This is a genomic window from Tardiphaga sp. 20_F10_N6_6, from assembly GCF_052076045.1.
Taxonomy (GTDB): Bacteria; Pseudomonadota; Alphaproteobacteria; order Rhizobiales; family Xanthobacteraceae; genus Tardiphaga; species Tardiphaga robiniae.
Map to the genome: position 1 here is coordinate 2734973 of NZ_CP197239.1, position 15842 is coordinate 2750814.

General features: G+C 62.7%; 17 protein-coding genes. 10 read left to right on the top strand and 7 right to left on the bottom strand.

The window, feature by feature from the left end; all coding sequences use genetic code 11:
• Positions 1-36: 36 nt before the first annotated feature.
• Genes AB7813_RS13200 through AB7813_RS13210 form a run of 3 tightly spaced genes read left to right on the top strand, consistent with a single transcriptional unit; the run spans position 37 to position 2929 of the window.
• Positions 37-288, top strand: a complete 252-nt coding sequence (locus AB7813_RS13200) for a helix-turn-helix domain-containing protein (RefSeq protein ID WP_068734977.1) — start codon at positions 37-39, stop codon at positions 286-288.
• The gene (locus AB7813_RS13205) at positions 288-1613 is read left to right on the top strand and encodes a type II toxin-antitoxin system HipA family toxin (RefSeq protein ID WP_439064678.1); all 1326 of its coding nucleotides are present in this window, start codon (positions 288-290) and stop codon (positions 1611-1613) included. Before AB7813_RS13200 ends, AB7813_RS13205 begins: the two co-directional genes overlap by 1 nt.
• Positions 1610-2929: a cobyrinate a,c-diamide synthase gene (locus AB7813_RS13210; RefSeq protein WP_439064679.1), complete on the top strand. Its 1320-nt coding sequence runs from the start codon at positions 1610-1612 to the stop codon at positions 2927-2929. The genes AB7813_RS13205 and AB7813_RS13210 overlap by 4 nt, the downstream gene beginning before the upstream one ends.
• A 5-nt stretch (positions 2930-2934) precedes the next feature.
• Here AB7813_RS13210 and AB7813_RS13215 read toward each other — a convergent pair whose 3' ends face one another.
• Positions 2935-3780: a DUF1194 domain-containing protein gene (locus AB7813_RS13215; protein WP_439064680.1), complete on the bottom strand. Its 846-nt coding sequence runs from the start codon at positions 3778-3780 to the stop codon at positions 2935-2937.
• Positions 3781-4000: 220 nt separating this feature from the next.
• Here AB7813_RS13215 and AB7813_RS13220 point away from each other — a divergent pair, with 220 nt between their 5' ends.
• The 3 genes from AB7813_RS13220 to AB7813_RS13230 all read left to right on the top strand — a co-directional run bounded on the left by AB7813_RS13220 (position 4001) and on the right by AB7813_RS13230 (position 6523).
• On the top strand, positions 4001-5317 hold the full coding sequence (locus tag AB7813_RS13220; protein WP_439084191.1) for a tetratricopeptide repeat protein: 1317 nt from the start codon (positions 4001-4003) through the stop codon (positions 5315-5317).
• Between the two features lie 48 nt (positions 5318-5365).
• Positions 5366-5677 (top strand): ATP-dependent Clp protease adapter ClpS, encoded by a 312-nt coding sequence (clpS, locus tag AB7813_RS13225; protein WP_120291842.1) that lies wholly within the window; start codon positions 5366-5368, stop codon positions 5675-5677.
• A gap of 90 nt (positions 5678-5767) precedes the next feature.
• Positions 5768-6523 carry a hypothetical protein gene (locus tag AB7813_RS13230; RefSeq protein WP_120291939.1) on the top strand — a complete coding sequence of 252 codons (756 nt, stop codon included), beginning with the start codon at positions 5768-5770 and terminating at the stop codon, positions 6521-6523.
• A gap of 2 nt (positions 6524-6525) precedes the next feature.
• On the opposite strand, the gene AB7813_RS13235 is transcribed toward AB7813_RS13230, so the two are convergent.
• The 4 genes from AB7813_RS13235 to fabI all read right to left on the bottom strand — a co-directional run bounded on the left by AB7813_RS13235 (position 6526) and on the right by fabI (position 10361).
• Entirely contained in the window at positions 6526-7716 is a 1191-nt protein-coding gene (locus AB7813_RS13235) for an adenylate/guanylate cyclase domain-containing protein (protein WP_175368409.1), read from the bottom strand.
• A gap of 51 nt (positions 7717-7767) precedes the next feature.
• Complete coding sequence (aroC, locus tag AB7813_RS13240; RefSeq protein WP_120293301.1) at positions 7768-8853, bottom strand: chorismate synthase; 1086 nt, start codon at positions 8851-8853, stop codon at positions 7768-7770.
• Between the two features lie 75 nt (positions 8854-8928).
• A complete protein-coding gene (locus tag AB7813_RS13245) occupies positions 8929-9528 on the bottom strand; it encodes a histidine phosphatase family protein (protein ID WP_439064682.1) in 600 nt (199 codons plus the stop codon).
• Between the two features lie 11 nt (positions 9529-9539).
• The gene (fabI, locus tag AB7813_RS13250) at positions 9540-10361 is read right to left on the bottom strand and encodes an enoyl-ACP reductase FabI (protein ID WP_093756866.1); all 822 of its coding nucleotides are present in this window, start codon (positions 10359-10361) and stop codon (positions 9540-9542) included.
• Between the two features lie 225 nt (positions 10362-10586).
• On the opposite strand from fabI, the gene AB7813_RS13255 reads away from it, so the two are divergent.
• The gene (locus AB7813_RS13255) at positions 10587-11075 is read left to right on the top strand and encodes an RNA polymerase sigma factor (RefSeq protein ID WP_089265487.1); all 489 of its coding nucleotides are present in this window, start codon (positions 10587-10589) and stop codon (positions 11073-11075) included.
• An 18-nt stretch (positions 11076-11093) separates the two neighbouring features.
• Positions 11094-11867: an anti-sigma factor family protein gene (locus AB7813_RS13260; RefSeq protein ID WP_439064683.1), complete on the top strand. Its 774-nt coding sequence runs from the start codon at positions 11094-11096 to the stop codon at positions 11865-11867.
• Between the two features lie 25 nt (positions 11868-11892).
• Here AB7813_RS13260 and AB7813_RS13265 read toward each other — a convergent pair whose 3' ends face one another.
• Together AB7813_RS13265 and AB7813_RS13270 are read right to left on the bottom strand one after the other, a co-directional pair.
• The gene (locus AB7813_RS13265; RefSeq protein WP_231079672.1) at positions 11893-12870 is read right to left on the bottom strand and encodes a DnaJ C-terminal domain-containing protein; all 978 of its coding nucleotides are present in this window, start codon (positions 12868-12870) and stop codon (positions 11893-11895) included.
• 140 nt (positions 12871-13010) lie between these two features.
• Positions 13011-13424 (bottom strand): RT0821/Lpp0805 family surface protein, encoded by a 414-nt coding sequence (locus AB7813_RS13270; protein WP_089265490.1) that lies wholly within the window; start codon positions 13422-13424, stop codon positions 13011-13013.
• 122 nt (positions 13425-13546) lie between these two features.
• Here AB7813_RS13270 and pdxH point away from each other — a divergent pair, with 122 nt between their 5' ends.
• Together pdxH and AB7813_RS13280 are read left to right on the top strand one after the other, a co-directional pair.
• Positions 13547-14197, top strand: a complete 651-nt coding sequence (gene pdxH / locus AB7813_RS13275; RefSeq protein WP_175368250.1) for a pyridoxamine 5'-phosphate oxidase — start codon at positions 13547-13549, stop codon at positions 14195-14197.
• Positions 14198-14262: 65 nt separating this feature from the next.
• The gene (locus AB7813_RS13280; protein ID WP_089265492.1) at positions 14263-14982 is read left to right on the top strand and encodes an SDR family NAD(P)-dependent oxidoreductase; all 720 of its coding nucleotides are present in this window, start codon (positions 14263-14265) and stop codon (positions 14980-14982) included.
• Positions 14983-15842 lie beyond the last annotated feature (860 nt).

The window sequence follows — 15842 nt, forward strand, 5'->3', positions numbered from 1 at the left end:
TACGCGACCGCGTATAAACTTCATGGGAGATTTTCCATGGACCAGATCGCACGCAACGAAAAACAGCTCGGCGCCATTTTGCGGCGAGCGAGAAAGCAAGCTGACCTTACACAAACGGAACTCGGCCAGAAGCTGCATCTGCGGCAGGGAACGGTTTCCCGTTTGGAAGCCGGCGAACCCGCCGTCCAACTCAATACGCTGATGGCGGCTCTCGCCGCGCTCAATCTCGAACTGGTTGTACGATCTCGTACGACCACCGAGGCCGCCGACATCGAAAGCATTTTCTGATGGCGCGTTCGCCGAAGCACGTTCCGCTGAACGTGTTCGTCAACGGCAGGCTCGTCGGTGCGCTCCGGCGCGAGGCAACTGGTGCCGTCAACTTCCGCTATGCGCGCGACTGGCTGGATTGGGATTCGACCTTTCCCATCTCGCTATCCCTTCCACTGCGCGAAGATCAGTACGTCGGCGCGGCGGTCCTCAATGTCTTCGACAATCTGCTGCCGGACGGCGACGCAATCCGCAAGCGCGTCGCCGAACGTGTCGGCGCCGAAGGCACCGACACCTACAGCATGCTCGCCGCCCTCGGCCACGACTGCGTCGGCGCGTTGCAATTTCTTCCGGACGAACACACACCAGACCCGGCCGGCAAAGTGGACGGCCATCCTGTCGATGCTGGCGATATCGCAGACATCCTGAACAACCTCGTTTCTGCCCCGCTCGGGCTCGGCGAGGATAAGGACTTCCGTATTTCTATCGCCGGAGCCCAGGAGAAGACGGCGCTGCTGAAGCGAGACGGCCGATGGTACAAACCAATTGGCACGACGGCGACCACCCATATCCTGAAGCCGCAGATCGGCCGGCTCCCAAACGGCGTCGATCTCTCGGACAGTGTCGAGAACGAGTATTTCTGCCTTAGACTTCTGTCAGCGCTCGGCATCCCGTCAGCCCATACGGAAATCGCCGATTTCGGCGGGCGGCGAACGCTGGTGGTCGAACGCTTCGACCGGCTCTGGACGCGCGACAAGCGCCTGCTGCGCCTGCCTCAGGAGGACTGCCTGCAATCGCTGTCCATACCCTCGACGCGAAAATATCAGTCCGACGGCGGCCCCGGTACGACGGAGATCTTCGGCCTGCTCAAGGGCAGCGACACCGTCGAAGCAGACCTTTCGCATTTCCTGCGCGCCATCATCGTGTTCTGGCTGATCGGCGCCACCGACGGCCATGCCAAGAATTTCAGCATCTTCCTCAATCCAGGTGGACGCTTCCGCATGACCCCGCTCTACGATGTGCTGAGCGCACAACCGAGCCTCGACAATGGGCAGGTCCAGAGGAAAAACTTCAAGCTGGCGATGTCGATCGGCAAGAGCCGTCACTACGGGGTCGAGGAGGTCATGCCGCGGCACTTCGTCCAATCCGCTGCGATGGCGGGCATCGGTGCCAGTCTCGTGCGCTCCACTTTCGAGGATATCGTCGCAAACACGATGACGAAGGCAGAGCAGGCGATTGATGACTTGCCTCCAGATTTCCCCGAACAGTTGGTTGCATCGATCTCGGAAGCGATGACACATCGCATCACGATGATCGAGAAAAGCCTCAGCCAGGTTGCATCATGACCGCCGGCCTGCTGGTCTCCGCAGCACGTTCCGGCGCGGGCAAGACCACGGTCACGCTCGGCCTGCTCGCCGCACTGGCGCGGCGCGGCATGGTACTGCGCGCGGCCAAGGCTGGGCCCGATTATATCGACCCTGCCTTTCACGCGGTCGCAACTGGCGCGCCTTGCATCAATCTCGACAGCTGGACGATGCCACCGCCCCTGCTGCAGGCGCTGATGGCTGGCGCCAGCGATGCCGCCGATCTGCTGGTGGTCGAAGGCGTCATGGGCCTGTTCGACGGCGTGCCCGGCGTCGCCGACCGCGACGGCAGCAGTGCCAGCATCGCCGCGCGGTTCAAGTTGCCGGTGCTGCTGGTGCTCGACGTGACCGCGCAATCGCAATCAGCCGCCGCTATGGTGCGCGGCTTTGCCGGTCATCATCCCGACGTCCGCGTCGCCGGTGTGATCCTGAACCGCGTCGGCAGCGACCGACATCGCCGCCTCATCACGGATGCCATCGCGCCGCTCGGCATCCCCGTCGTCGGCGCCATTCCGCGGGATGCCGCACTGGCGCTGCCAGAGCGTCATCTCGGCCTCATCCAGGCTGGCGAACACGGCGACCTTGCCACGCGGATGGACGTTCTCGCCGACATGGCGGAGAAGCACCTCGATCTCGATGCCATCATCACGCTGGCCGCCCCCATCGAGCGGCAGCCCACGCTCGCTGCCACGCCAGCATTGCCGCCGCCTGGTCAGCGCATTGCGCTCGCCGTCGATGCCGCATTCACTTTCATCTATCCGCACCTGATCGATGGCTGGCGCAATGCGGGCGCAGAGATCGTCCGCTTCTCACCGCTGGCCAATGAAGCTCCGCCGGATGATTGCGATAGCTGTTGGTTGCCAGGCGGCTATCCCGAACTTCACGTGGCGACGCTTGCCTCCGCGCAAAAATTCCGCGACGGGCTGGTGCGCTTCGCACAGACACGTTCGATCCATGGCGAGTGCGGCGGCTATATGGTCCTCGGTGAAGGCCTGGAAGACGCCGACGGCAACCGGCATGCGATGACGGGGCTGCTCAGCCACACGACGAGTTTCCACAAGCGGCGCCTGCATCTCGGCTATCGCGAGGCGCAATTGCTATCCGACAGCCCTATCGGACCAAATGGATCGCTAATCCGTGGCCACGAATTCCACTACGCGTCACTGATTGATCCGGGCAGCGACGACCCGCTGGTCGATCTCCGCAACGCGCAAGTCGAACCCATGGCAGAGCGCGGCGGACGGCGCGGCCATGTCACCGGCACGTTTTTCCACGCGATTGCACGGGTCGATGGCTAACGGAACTAACGCCCCCAGCGATCCTGCCAGATCTTCTCGCCGATCAGGCAATTCACGCGCGGCTCCCTGGTCGTGTTGGCGACAGGAATCGCGCGCGGCTCGGGCATCAATCCTGCGACTTCCAACACCAGTTTGGTGCGGATCGCTTCCTTGAACTTGTCGCGCTCCTTGATCGGCACCACGAAGGAGCCCGCGCCGCCGATCACGCAGTCCTCGTAATAGAGGTCGAGATTTTCGATATCCATGGTCGAGTAGGACAGTTCCTTGGCCATGATCGGCAGGCCGTTGATGACAATACCTTTCGCGACTGCCTCGTCGCGCGCGACCGTCACCGGTCCTCCATTGTTGTTCGGCCCATCGCCCGAAATATCGATGACCCGGCGCAGACCGTGCAGCGCATTTTCATCGAACAGCGGCATGGCGTAGTAGATCGCGCCCGAGATCGACGTCCGCGACGCCCGGCGGATCGGCGTCTTCATGATTTCGGATGCCACCGCGTCGGCGGATTCAGGACCATCGATGACACGCCAGGGAATGATCAGCTTCTGGTCTGACGATGCCGCCCATTCGAAATAAGTGACCGCAATCTTGCCTGTCGGGCCACTCTTGAGCGCGGTAAGGAATTCCTTGGAAACGATGGCCTGGGCATAGCCTTCGCGCTGGATCGCCAGCTCGTCCATATCCATCGAATAGGAAACGTCGACCGCCAGCACCAGTTCGACATCGACCACGGGGTCCTGCTTGCTCTGGGCAAACTGCGCTTTCGGGCCTGTCGCCGCCATGCTCGCGACGTCGCCGCCGGCCATCGCTCCCGCGACGAGTACCGCTCCAATCGAGACACACCAGCGCATAGCGGCCCTCCCGTTGAGAATCGAATGGTGACATGCAAATGACGAGCCGCAAAGCAGGAACCTGCAGGCATGTTCACAATCCGGTCATGGCGGCGATGCCGCTGCGGCAGAGCTAACGAGCGCCTGCCCCAGATTTGAACGGTTTGCGCGCTCGCGCGACAAAGCTAGCGCAGGATGTCGCCAACACCACATCCACCATTGCCGACCGGAATGGGCCGAGATGAGTGCCGCCTTGAACGCGCCGATGAACGGTGGCCGCCAGCCCGCAGCGCGGCACCCAATCGTGTGGGCCGTACTGCTCGCTTGCATCGGCGCAGCGATCGCTTTGTTCGTTTCAGCACCTGCCGAACAGCGCAAGACAGGGGCCGCCGAACACGATGAACCTATTCAGCCGTTCGGCGCCAACACAGCCAACGAATGCCGCCGTCTTTTGCGGAACGCCACCGAATACCTCCCCGAGCAACAAGAGAAGCTGCGTTATCGGATGCGCCAGGCCGCCTGCAGCGAAGCATTCGCTGCAGCTCCGGACGATGTCCGCAACAAGGTGGCCTTCGCTCAATCGCTGCCGCATGAACGGCGCGCCGAGGCGGTCGCACTGTTGCGCGAGGCCGCAGCCCGGAACGATAGCGAGGCAAATTACGCAATCTATGAGTCGCACAATTCATGGGACTATCATCTTGATCGCCCGCAACTGATTGCGCGCGACGAGGCACAGCACGCGCTGATCAAGGCAGCCGAACTGGACAACCCGTCAGCGGTAAACAGGCTCGCCATCCTCTATGGCCGTGGCGGCATCGTAAAGCGGGACCCTTCGGCCGAACGATACTGGACCGAGCGCGCGCTTCGGTTGCCGCTGCCGGAGAACGTCACCCGTGCGGACCAGCAGATCAGGCTTGCCCGGCTTCTCGCGCGATCCCCGCAGCCGGACGAGCAGACCCTCGGCCGGGATTTACTCGAACGTCTCGCCCAAGGCGGCTCGTTTGGCGCCAAGGCGGCGCTGGCTGAAGCCACGCGTCCCAACGATCCCGTGCGCGCCCGCAAACTATTTGAAGAGGCTGCGCGCGATCATCTGGGAGGCGATACCGAGCTGGCGCAGATGCTGCTCGATAGCGAGGGCGGCCCGGCCGATCCGAAGCGCGCATTATCGATCTTGCAAAGCCAGCGCCATCAGGCGAGCGCGAGTGGCCTGCTCGGCCAGCTTTATCTCGATGGAAAGCTGGTGCCACGCGACGTGTCAAAGGGGATCGACTTGCTGATCACTGCCGGGGTCTGGGATTACGACTCCCGACTGAAGGCCCTGCGGTTGCTGGCCAGCCATCCGCAGGTTCAGATTTCCTCGCTCAATATCGTTCTGTATGAGGCAATTCAGGCTGCGGAACTTGGCGAGCCTGACGCACTTGCCGTATTGGTCGATCTCAAACTATCGCAGAACCCGCAGTTTCGCGACGTCCCCGGAGCCTGTAAACTGAAACCAATGGCCGTGCAGCGCGGCGATCAGGATGCCGTGCAACGCCTCAAGGATTGCCCGGCCGAGTGATCATCGTCGCGTCGCCGCCACAGAGCGCGATCGTCCGGATGAGTGTGCATGCCCGAGAGTGTCACCGCCCCGCAGACCAAGACTAAAACCAAGCCGAAGGTCGAGCGGCCGAAATTGTACAAGGTTATCCTCGTCAATGATGACTTCACGCCGCGGGAGTTCGTCGTGCGGGTGTTGAAGGCGGAATTTCGCATGTCCGAGGATCAAGCCGCCAAGGTAATGATGACGGCGCATCAACGCGGCGTCTGCGTCGTCGCCGTATTCACCCGTGACGTCGCCGAGACCAAGGCGACCCGCGCGACAGACGCCGGCCGCGCCAAGGGCTATCCGCTTCTGTTCACGACCGAGCCGGAAGAATAGGACGTGGCGCTTCTGCTTTGGCCACCAAGACGATAAAAATTTAACGATCGGCTCAATCCGAGGTTGGGCGGCATGTGGCAAGCTCGCCAGATGTCGATTGCACTCCGCAAGCAATATGTATCCCGGCCGGAATTGTCGTTCGGGCCTTTGCGCTTCATCGAATGCCTGCCTTGGCTCGTGCTGGCAGCGGGAATGCGCGTGATCGCGTTCAGCGGTGGCGTTATCGCCTTGCCGGCCATCTTCGTCGCCACGGTTGCCGTTCTTCTCGCGTTTCTGGTGACCGCACGGCGGTCGATCGAGCTTGCCGACGGCGAGACCCATCTCGGAGCGATGACGTTCGAGGATGAATTCCGACTATCGCTGCGCATTCTGGCGCGTATCGGCGCGCTGATGCTTGTAGCAAGCATGATCTCTGTATTGCTCGGAATCTCGCCGCTGGACCTGAACTTCATGGGCGGCATCGATGGCATGGCGTTCGATCAGCCGACAGCGGCCGGAAAGATCTGGAATGCCTCCATCGCCACGCTGATCTTGCTGATGATCGTCGGCGTCGAACGCCATGACAACAGGGTTCGTTTCTTCGCGGCTTGCCGTGAATTCGCCAGGCGACGCGCGTGGCTCGGCGTGGGCCTTCTGGTCCTGACCGCCGCCTATTTCGGCCTCGGTTTTGTCCAGGGTCTCGTTCGCAACGCGATTGCGATCTACGGGCAGGCGCCAACGACGAACACCTTCATCCGAAACCTGATCTTCTTCGTCTTTATCTTCAGCTTCGCGATGCTGCGGCTTTGGGTGACCCTGATGATCCTGACCGCGGCCCTCAAGCAATCCCATCTGCGCGGCGACTGACCTCAGCCGGCGACCGCGGTTTCATCGCCCAATCCATAGACCTGCTCGGCCTTGGCGAAGCCAGCGATGGGAAATTCACCGAGATCGGCCCAGTCGGCGTCTGTCGCACCAGCAAAAGCGGTCGACGCGACCACTGTACGATGCAGCCTGCCCGCGATCTTCTCCAGACGTGCGGCGAGGTTCACCGCCGGGCCGATACAGGTGAAGTCGAGCCGGTTGCCGCCGCCGATATTGCCGTAAAGTACCTTGCCGACATGCAGTGCCAGACCGAAGCGAAAGCGCTCTTCGGCACCTGCCGCATCCGACCAGCGCAGCGCTTCAACGGCAGCGCTGGCTTCACGCGCGGCCTCCAGCGCATGACCGCAAACCATCGAACGATCCGTATCATCCTCAGCAATGGGAAACACGGCCAGCAGGCCATCGCCCATGAATTTGAGCACTTCGCCGCCATGCTTGAGGATCGCAGGCACCTGACAATCGAAGTAAAGGTTGAGAATCTCGACGACGCTTTCCGGCGGCAATCGATCCGACAGCGCCGTAAAGCCGCGCAGATCCGACAACCAGATCGCTGCGCGCATGGTCTCGGTGTGGCCCCGTCGGATCTGACCACCGAGAATACGTCCGCCAGCGCGATTGCCCACATAGGTATCGAGCAGTGTCACCGTCACTCGTCGTATGCCGATGACCTCGATCAACCGCGCCAATGTCGGCAGCACCGTTTTCAAGGCAGCAAGCTGCTCGTCCGTAAAACCGCCAGGCTGCTTCGTGGTCCAGCTTGATGCGTGGAGCATGTTGTCGACGAAGGTGAGCGGGATCGCGATGTAGTCGGTAACGCCTTCGGCGCGCATATCGTCGAAAAAAGGAAAGGGTGTGGTTGATGGCTCATGAAGTCGGCTGCGAACCTCGACACCTTCACGGAAGACCAGCGCAAGCGGACTGCTGAGGAATTCAGGCGCCTCCTGAATGTCGAAATCAACCGAGCTGAGGACCACCCCGGTCTCCGGACGCCAGATGAAATTTCTGCCGAAGATTTCCGGGTGCAGGGTGCGGATGAAGATGCCGACGCGGTATAGCGGCAGCCCCGCAGCGACAAGCCGTTCGCAACATTCCGCCATCATGCGCGATGGCGTCGGCGCGGATCGCGCACCGTCACTGAGCCAGTCGATGATCTCTCTGAGCTTGTCGGGCAACACGGCTGGCACTTTCAAACTCGCGCGAACGCGGGCTTCGGTCAGTCACTTACTCTAGCCGACCTGTCCGCGATGCCGAATGAAATGATCGGCGAGCACACAAGCGGCCATGGCTTCCGCCACCGGCACGGCGCGGATGCCGACGCAGGGATCATGACGACCCTTGGTCAGGATGTCCGTATCGGCGCCATTGCGATCGACGGTCTTGCGCGGCGACAGGATCGACGAAGTCGGCTTCACTGCAAAACGTGCCACGACCGGCTGGCCTGTGGAAATGCCGCCGAGGATGCCGCCAGCATGGTTTGAGAGAAATGACGGGCCGTGATTGGTCATGCGCATCTCGTCGGCATTGTCCTCGCCGGACAATTCCGCAGCACCGAAACCGTCGCCGATCTCGACACCCTTCACCGCATTGATGCTCATCAGCGCCGCTGCCAGATCGCCGTCGAGCTTGGCGTAAATGGGAGCCCCCAATCCCGCCGGCACGCCGTCGGCGACCACCTCGATCACCGCACCGATCGACGAGCCGGATTTCCGGATGCCGTCGAGATAGCTTTCGAAGAAGGCGGCCTTGTCCTTGTCCGGGCAGAAGAAGGGATTGCGGGCGACCTCGTCCCAATCCCAGTTGCCGCGGTCGATCTTGTGCGGTCCCATCTGCACCAGCGCCGCACGCACCGTCATGCCCGGCACGATCTTGCGCGCAATGGCGCCAGCGGCCACGCGCGTCGCCGTCTCGCGCGCCGACGAGCGGCCGCCGCCGCGATAATCGCGCAACCCGTATTTGGCCTCATAGGTGAAGTCGGCATGGCCCGGCCGAAACTTGTCCTTGATCTCCGAATAGTCCTTCGAGCGCTGGTCGGTATTCTCGATCAGCAGCGCGATCGGCGTCCCCGTCGTGACCTGCACACCGGTTTCCGGATGCGCCATGACCCCGGACAGGATCTTGACCGCGTCGGCTTCCTGCCGCTGCGTGGTAAAGCGCGACTGGCCGGGACGACGGCGATCGAGATCGGCCTGGATCTCGGTCACATCCAGCGGGATCAGCGGCGGACAGCCATCGACCACGCAGCCGATCGCCACCCCGTGGCTTTCGCCAAAGGTCGTGACGCGGAACATGTGGCCGAAGGTGTTGTGGGACATGGGGCGCTCGCTGCTTGAGCAGATGTCGTAACGCGGGCCGTCCGAGGGGTCAAATCGCCCGGTCAGCCGCAATGCTTAACTAAACTTGTCCATCCCGTCGGCGTTGAACACGTAGACCGCGCCCTGCTGGATCGGCAGCTCACTGACCCCGTCCGGCGTCTCAAAGCCCAGCGCCACCATTAGCGCCCGCGCCGTACCGCCATGGGCAACGGCAACGGTATCGCCCGTCAGGCCGTCAACCCATTCGCGCATCCGGAGTTGCACCTCAGCGTAGCTCTCGCCGCCCGGCGCCGGCAGGCTCCATTTGTCGCGCAAGCGCGCCGCAAAGATCTCGGGATGTGCGGCTTCCTGCTCGGCCAACGTGAATCCTTCCCAGTGACCGAAGCCGATCTCACGCAGACGATCGTCGAGGACGTAGTCGTCATGCGGCAGATCAAGCTTGCCGCGCACCAGTTCCATGGTGTTGCGCGCGCGGCCGAGCGGACTGGAGACGAATGCGACATCGCCGCTGGCGCGCCCGTCCCGTGACAGAATATCCCTCAGCACGGTGCCGGCATGTACAGCCTGCTCACGACCGAGATCGTTGAGCGGAATGTCCTTCGAGCCCTGAAAGCGACCGGCGGCATTCCATTCGGTCTGACCGTGGCGAATATAATAGATCGTTGGTTTCGGCATGGACTAAGCGATCAGTCCTTGCCGCCCATCGAGATATCCGGCGCATCCGGCACCTTGGTGCCGAGCACGTGATAGCCGGCATCGACGTGATGCACTTCGCCGGTGACGCCAGAGGACAGGTCAGACAGGAAATACATCGAGCTTTGGCCGACTTCGTCGATCGAGACGTTCTTGCGCAGCGGCGCATTGACCTCGTTGTATTTCAGCAGGTAGCGGGAGTCGGCAATCCCTGCGAAGGCCAGCGTCTTGATCGGGCCGGCGGAGATCGCATTGACGCGGATGCCCTTCTCGCCGAGGTCAGCCGCCAGATAGCGCACGCTGGCTTCGAGCGCGGCCTTGGCGACGCCCATCACGTTGTAGTTCGGCATCCACTTCTCGGCGCCGTAATAAGTCAGCGTGATGATCGAACCACCGTCGGTCATTAGTTTCTCGGCGCGTTGCGCAACCGCGGTCAGCGAATAGCAGGAGATGAGCATGCTCTTGCTGAAGTTCTCCGCCGTGGTGTCGACATAGCGGCCCTCGAGCTCGTTCTTGTCGGAAAACGCAATGGCATGGACGACGAAGTCGATCTTGCCCCACTTCGCCTTGAGCTCGTCGAACACCGCATCGATGGTCGCGGCATCCGTGACGTCGCAATGACCAAGCACGAGCGCGCCCAGTTCCGCCGCCAGCGGCTCCACGCGCTTCTTCAGCGCATCGCCCTGATAGGTCAGCGCAATCTCCGCGCCCTGCGCCTGGCACGCCTTGGCGATGCCCCAGGCGATGGAGCGGTTGTTGGCGACGCCGAGAATAACGCCGCGCTTGCCCTTCATCAGGCCTGAAACTTCACTCATATCACATCCTATTTGCTTGGCTGATAACTTGGCAGTCCATGCCGATCTGCCCTTGGGGGTACACCAGCACTTGCGTTCGGTACAGCCCAAAAGCCCGGTTATGTGGCTGTTTACCGTCCGGGCCTAACGCCGGAATAGACGGTCCGCCAAGGTGTTATGATAGATGCGGCGCAATTGCGGACCGCCCAAGATACCGTCAGGATTGCAACGGATGGCACGAGCCCCATGAGCGCCTTTCGCGAAAGCGTTGAGAGCATGATTCCGGCGCTGCGCCGCTATGCGCGGGCGCTGGCGCGTGACACCGACATCGCAGACGACCTGGTGCAGGACACGCTGGTGCGCGCGCTGCGCTCCGAGAAGCTGTTCATCGGCGGCGATCTCAGAAGCTGGCTCTATACGATCCTGACCAATCTGAACCGCAACCGCCGCCGGTCGCTGGCACGCAAACCAGTCTTCACCGAACTGTTCGACAACAATCCGGATGCCAGCGGGACCGAAGCCGAAGGGCGCGACATCTCGCGCGCCCTTGCCGCCCTCGTCGAAGAGCAGCGCTCGGTGCTGCTGCTCGTGATGCTCGAGGGCCTGAGCTACCGCGAAGTCGCCGACATCCAGGGCGTGCCGATCGGCACCGTGATGTCGCGCCTCGCCCGCGCCCGCGCCCATGTCAAAGCCTATCTCGACGGCGAGCGCCCGGCGCTGCGCGCGGTCAAATGATTTAAAGGGAAGATGATAATGACCGGACCGAACATTCCCGTGACCGAAGACGAATTGCACGCCTTCGTCGATAATGAATTGCCGGCCGAGCGCCGCACCGATGTCGAGGCATGGCTTACGACACATCCTGACGATGCCGAGCGCGTCGCATCATGGCGCGCAATGGCCGAGTTGCTGCATGCCCGCTACGATGCGATTGCCGACGAAGCCGTGCCGCAGCGGCTGGAAATCGAGCGACTGGTTCAGCAGCCGCGGCGCTGGATCTACGGCGCCGTCGCGGCCACGCTTGTCGCCTTCATTGCAGGTGGCAGCGCGGGCTGGGTCGCACGCGGCGCAGCGACTTCGCCATCGATATTCCGGAGTTTCACGGTGGACGCGCTCGGTGCGCACCGGACCTATGTGGTCGAAGTCCGTCATCCGGTCGAAGTCGCAGCCAATGAACGTGCACACCTGCAGCAGTGGCTGTCGAAGCGCGTCGGCTACGAGATCAAGGCGCCCGAACTTGAGGTGGCCGGATTGAAGCTGGTCGGCGGACGCTTGCTGCCCGGCCCCGAAGCGCCAGCGGCCTTCTTCATGTATGAGAGCCCGTCGGGCGAGCGCTACACGCTCTACACATCGCGTGCGGCGAAAGCCGACGCCACCCAGATGCGCTATGCCGCGCAGGACAAGGACGGCGCCATGTTCTGGGCTGACAAGGGCGTCGGCTATGTCGTGTCAGGCCCCACCGACAAGGACCGGCTCAACCAGGTCGCGCGCCAGATCTACGATCAAACGGAGAAGGTGGGGGGATGAGACAGCGAGCTGATCGCTGCTCGCCTCACCCCAGATCGCTGCGCGGATGATACGGGTGCCCGTCGCGCCACTTCTCCATCAGGGCTTCCAGTTCGGCGTCGTTGCCGTCCGGCAGCATGATCCTGGTGGTGAAGTAGAGATCACCCGCGGCGCCGCCGGCCAGCGGCAGGCCCTTCCCCTTCAGGCGAAACACCCGTCCGCTCGACGTGTTCTTCGGAATTGAAAGCTCCACGGCACCGGTGAGTGTCGGCGCGCGCACCTTGGCCCCCAGCACGGCTTCGTAGAGCGTGATCGGCAGATCGACGCGCAGGTCGTTGCCATCCACCTTGAAGTGAGCGTGGGGAGCGATGGTGACGGTGATCATCAGATCGCCGGGACGATGTCCTGGCGCGCTTTCGCCCTGCCCGCGGAGCCGGATCTGCTGGCCCGACGTGACGCCGGCCGGTATCTTGACGTTCAATTCCTTGCCGGATGGCAGACGTACGCGCTTCTCGGCGCCCTTCACTGATTCTTCCAGCGTCACCGTCATGGCGACGTTCAAATCCAGATCGGGCATCCCGCCGGCATAGCCACCGGTATCGAACTCAAAGCCCTGCGCGCCCGGCCGCGCGCCGCGCGGGCTGGCGCCGCCGAACATGCTGTTGAGGATATCCTCGAAACCGCCGCCGGCGGCACCGCCGGGAAAGCCCTGCTGCGCGCCGGGACCGCCGCGGAAAGCATGCTCGAAGCCGCGCTGCGACGCGCCGGCGCGGCCGCCGCCAGGGAAGCCCTGGAAGCGCGCTTTACCCTCGGCATCGATCTCGCCGCGGTCGAACTGCTTGCGCTTGTCCTCGTCGCCGATGATCTCGTTGGCCGCATTCAATTCCGAAAACCGGTCGGCGGCTTTCGGATCGTCCTTGTTGCTGTCGGGATGATGCTTCTTGGCGAGCTTGCGATAGGCACTCTTGATCGCCGCAGCGCTGGCGCCCCGCTGCACCCCCAAGACCTCATAGGGGTCGCGCATCCGTCGTCTCTCCTTCAGGTAACTAAAAGGCGGGCAATCGGCCCGCATGTTGGGTTTGCGGGCCAGGGCCCGCCTGCTTCTTCATCTGGTGACTTCGTGTCATTTTTGCAACTCGGCCGCAAGCGGCCCGCCGGTGAAAACTAGCTCCGTTTCCACGGCTTCAGCGTATGCACGTCCCAGCTGCCGCGGTCACCCTTACAGGCCGCACCTTGCATCCAGCTTTCGCTGGTGCCGTTGACATAGCTGGCCAGAAAATCCCTGCAGGTGCGACCTTCCGCGACATAGGCACTGGACAGAGGCGTTACCGATCCGCGCGCGCCGGTCGACGGGTTTTCCCACGGCTGGCTGGAATCCTTGCTGCCCTTGGTGAGCACATCCGAGGCCGCCGTACGCGTCAGGACCAGATCGGCTTCGGTAGGCTCGTAATTGGTGGCCTGGACGGATGCCGGCGAAATCGAACCGGTGACATCGCCGCCCTCCATCCTGGCCAGCGCGGACTCGTTTCGGCCCATACTGCAACCACCGAGGGTGCTGCCGATAAGAATTGCTGTCAAAGCCGCACCGAGCGGGCAGATGGCCGATAGGCCAATGCGTTGCCGTATCCTATATAGGTCTTGCCTATGCAGGGGCAGCAGCGAGCTCTCTACAACAGGCCAACGCAAGCGGAACTCCGGACATGACCGACACGACCTCCCCCATCAAAGACTCAACTCCGTTAACGTCAGGTGATTTTACGGCCGCTGCGGAACCATTTGCGCTGTTTTCCGAGTGGTTTACCGAGGCGAAGGCGTCCGAGCCCAACGATCCGAACGCGATGGCGCTGGCCACCGTCGACGCCGACGGCCTGCCGGACGTCCGCATGGTGCTGATGAAGGGCTATGACACCGACGGCTTCGTGTTCTACAGCCACATCGCCAGCCAGAAGGGTCAGGAGCTCGCCGCCAATCCCAAGGCAGCGCTACTGTTTCACTGGAAGTCGCTGCGCCGGCAGGTCCGCATTCGCGGTCCCGTCACCCGCGTGACCGATGCCGAGGCCGACGAGTATTTCTCGACCCGCCCGAAACAGGCCCAGATCGGCGCTTGGGCGAGCAAGCAGTCGCAGCCGCTGGAAAGCCGCTTTGCCTTCGAACAGGCCATCGCCAAGGAAGGCGCCAAGCACCTGATCGGCGCCGTTCCGCGTCCGCCAGGCTGGAGCGGATGGCGCATCACGCCACAGCGGTTCGAATTCTGGCACGACCGCCCGTATCGCCTGCACGACCGCATCGAATTCCGCCGCGACACCGCGGCACCAGATACGTCCTGGACCAAGGTGAGACTGTATCCGTGAACGCCGACAACGAGACGAGAACCAGACCCGTGAGCCATCCAGGATCGAACGCGCCCAAGCGCACCATGCTGCTCACCGGCGCAAGCCGCGGCATCGGTCATGCCACCGTGATGCGCTTTTCAAGCGCCGGCTGGCGTGTGCTGACCTGTTCGCGGCATCCGTTTCCGGAAGTCTGCCCATGGGATGCCGGCCCCGAAGATCACATCCAGGTCGACCTCGCCGACCATGACGACACCGTCCGCGCCATCGACGACATCAAGGAACGGCTGAACGGCGGCGCGCTGCATGCGCTGGTGAACAATGCCGCCATCTCGCCGAAGGCCGAAGGTGGCGCGCGCATGGGCTCGATCGATACTGACGTCGCGACCTGGAGCCATGTCTTCAACGTCAACTTCTTCGCACCGATCATGATGGCCCGCGGGCTGATCGAGCAGTTGAAGGCTGCGAAGGGCTCAGTGGTGAATGTCACCTCGATCGCCGGCTCGCGCGTGCATCCGTTTGCCGGTGCGGCCTATGCCACATCGAAAGCGGCGCTGGCGTCGCTGACCCGCGAAATGGCCTCGGATTTCGGTCGCCTCGGCATCCGCGTCAACGCCATCGCGCCGGGCGAGATCGACACCTCGATCCTCTCGCCGGGCACGCAGACCATCGTCGATCAGCAGATCCCGCTGCATCGGCTCGGCACGCCCGACGAAGTCGCCAAGATCATCTATGTGCTGTGTACGGAAACGAGTTCATACGTGAACGGCGCCGAGATCCACATCAATGGCGGCCAGCACGTCTGATCAGCGGTAACGGGTGGGGAATAGTCATGCTGAGGACCGCGCCATTCTGGCGCTCCTCGAAAAGCGCGGGATTTTCTAGTCCGCGTAAAATTTCCGCGGCATCGGCGCAGCCGCGCTGATCCCCGCGCTGGAACAATCGTCTTCGGATTCGCCGTCCATCAACCCGGCACCACAATGCCGGCAGGTACGCGCAGACATCGCCTGCGCCCGACCGTTGGCCATGCGCGCCTGTTGATAGGACCTGAGATCGACGACGTTCCGTCCCGATGTTTCTGTTTTGTCAACCATTGCTGTCCTCATCGCTTCTGACAGCGTTATGACAGCAACCATTAGCGCAACCGTTCAGCGGAACGCTCGAATTTTACCGGATAAATTGTGGCGGGAATCGCGCGAAGCCTATGATCATTGGGCTTTTCGAACACGCATCATGAATGCGTTTTGATAGTTGGAAAAAGATTCAGACACCCGCGCCTTTATGATCCCGCGAGCGCATGCTCGGGGTTGTCTAAGCGGTGTCCCCTCCTGAAACATGAGGGGTGGCAGCGCGCCTGACGACGCGAAATGGTGGTAATTTTCGCGATCCGCTCCGCCGGAACGCCGGCAAGCTGCAACCGCGCAACGCCATCCGGCGCGCCACCGCGGCGATTTCTGCCCCCGGGACCGTTCTTCCGGGCAAAGGCGCAGAGCTCCGCACTCCGCTGATCCCGACGGTTTCCCGCCGTTCACCAATGCCACGTCCAGCCAGCATGACTGGCAGACCCCCGTAGTGGGGTCGGACGGTGACCCAAGGCCTCCCGAGTGCGCGGGGTACGTCACCCCACACCCGCAGGCGCCGCATCCCTGTCCCACTTCAAGACGCC

Bases quoted from the DNA above. Each gene is read 5' to 3' on its own strand.
- AB7813_RS13200 (WP_068734977.1), top strand. From the start codon at position 37: ATGGACCAGATCGCACGCAACGAAAAACAGCTCGGCGCCATTTTGCGG.
- AB7813_RS13205 (WP_439064678.1), top strand. From the start codon at position 288: ATGGCGCGTTCGCCGAAGCACGTTCCGCTGAACGTGTTCGTCAACGGC.
- AB7813_RS13210 (WP_439064679.1), top strand. From the start codon at position 1,610: ATGACCGCCGGCCTGCTGGTCTCCGCAGCACGTTCCGGCGCGGGCAAG.
- AB7813_RS13215 (WP_439064680.1), bottom strand. From the start codon at position 3,780: ATGCGCTGGTGTGTCTCGATTGGAGCGGTACTCGTCGCGGGAGCGATG.
- AB7813_RS13220 (WP_439084191.1), top strand. From the start codon at position 4,001: ATGAGTGCCGCCTTGAACGCGCCGATGAACGGTGGCCGCCAGCCCGCA.
- clpS (WP_120291842.1), top strand. From the start codon at position 5,366: ATGCCCGAGAGTGTCACCGCCCCGCAGACCAAGACTAAAACCAAGCCG.
- AB7813_RS13230 (WP_120291939.1), top strand. From the start codon at position 5,768: ATGTCGATTGCACTCCGCAAGCAATATGTATCCCGGCCGGAATTGTCG.
- aroC (WP_120293301.1), bottom strand. From the start codon at position 8,853: ATGTCCCACAACACCTTCGGCCACATGTTCCGCGTCACGACCTTTGGC.
- AB7813_RS13245 (WP_439064682.1), bottom strand. From the start codon at position 9,528: ATGCCGAAACCAACGATCTATTATATTCGCCACGGTCAGACCGAATGG.
- fabI (WP_093756866.1), bottom strand. From the start codon at position 10,361: ATGAGTGAAGTTTCAGGCCTGATGAAGGGCAAGCGCGGCGTTATTCTC.
- AB7813_RS13255 (WP_089265487.1), top strand. From the start codon at position 10,587: ATGAGCGCCTTTCGCGAAAGCGTTGAGAGCATGATTCCGGCGCTGCGC.
- AB7813_RS13260 (WP_439064683.1), top strand. From the start codon at position 11,094: ATGACCGGACCGAACATTCCCGTGACCGAAGACGAATTGCACGCCTTC.
- AB7813_RS13265 (WP_231079672.1), bottom strand. From the start codon at position 12,870: ATGCGCGACCCCTATGAGGTCTTGGGGGTGCAGCGGGGCGCCAGCGCT.
- pdxH (WP_175368250.1), top strand. From the start codon at position 13,547: ATGACCGACACGACCTCCCCCATCAAAGACTCAACTCCGTTAACGTCA.
- AB7813_RS13280 (WP_089265492.1), top strand. From the start codon at position 14,263: ATGCTGCTCACCGGCGCAAGCCGCGGCATCGGTCATGCCACCGTGATG.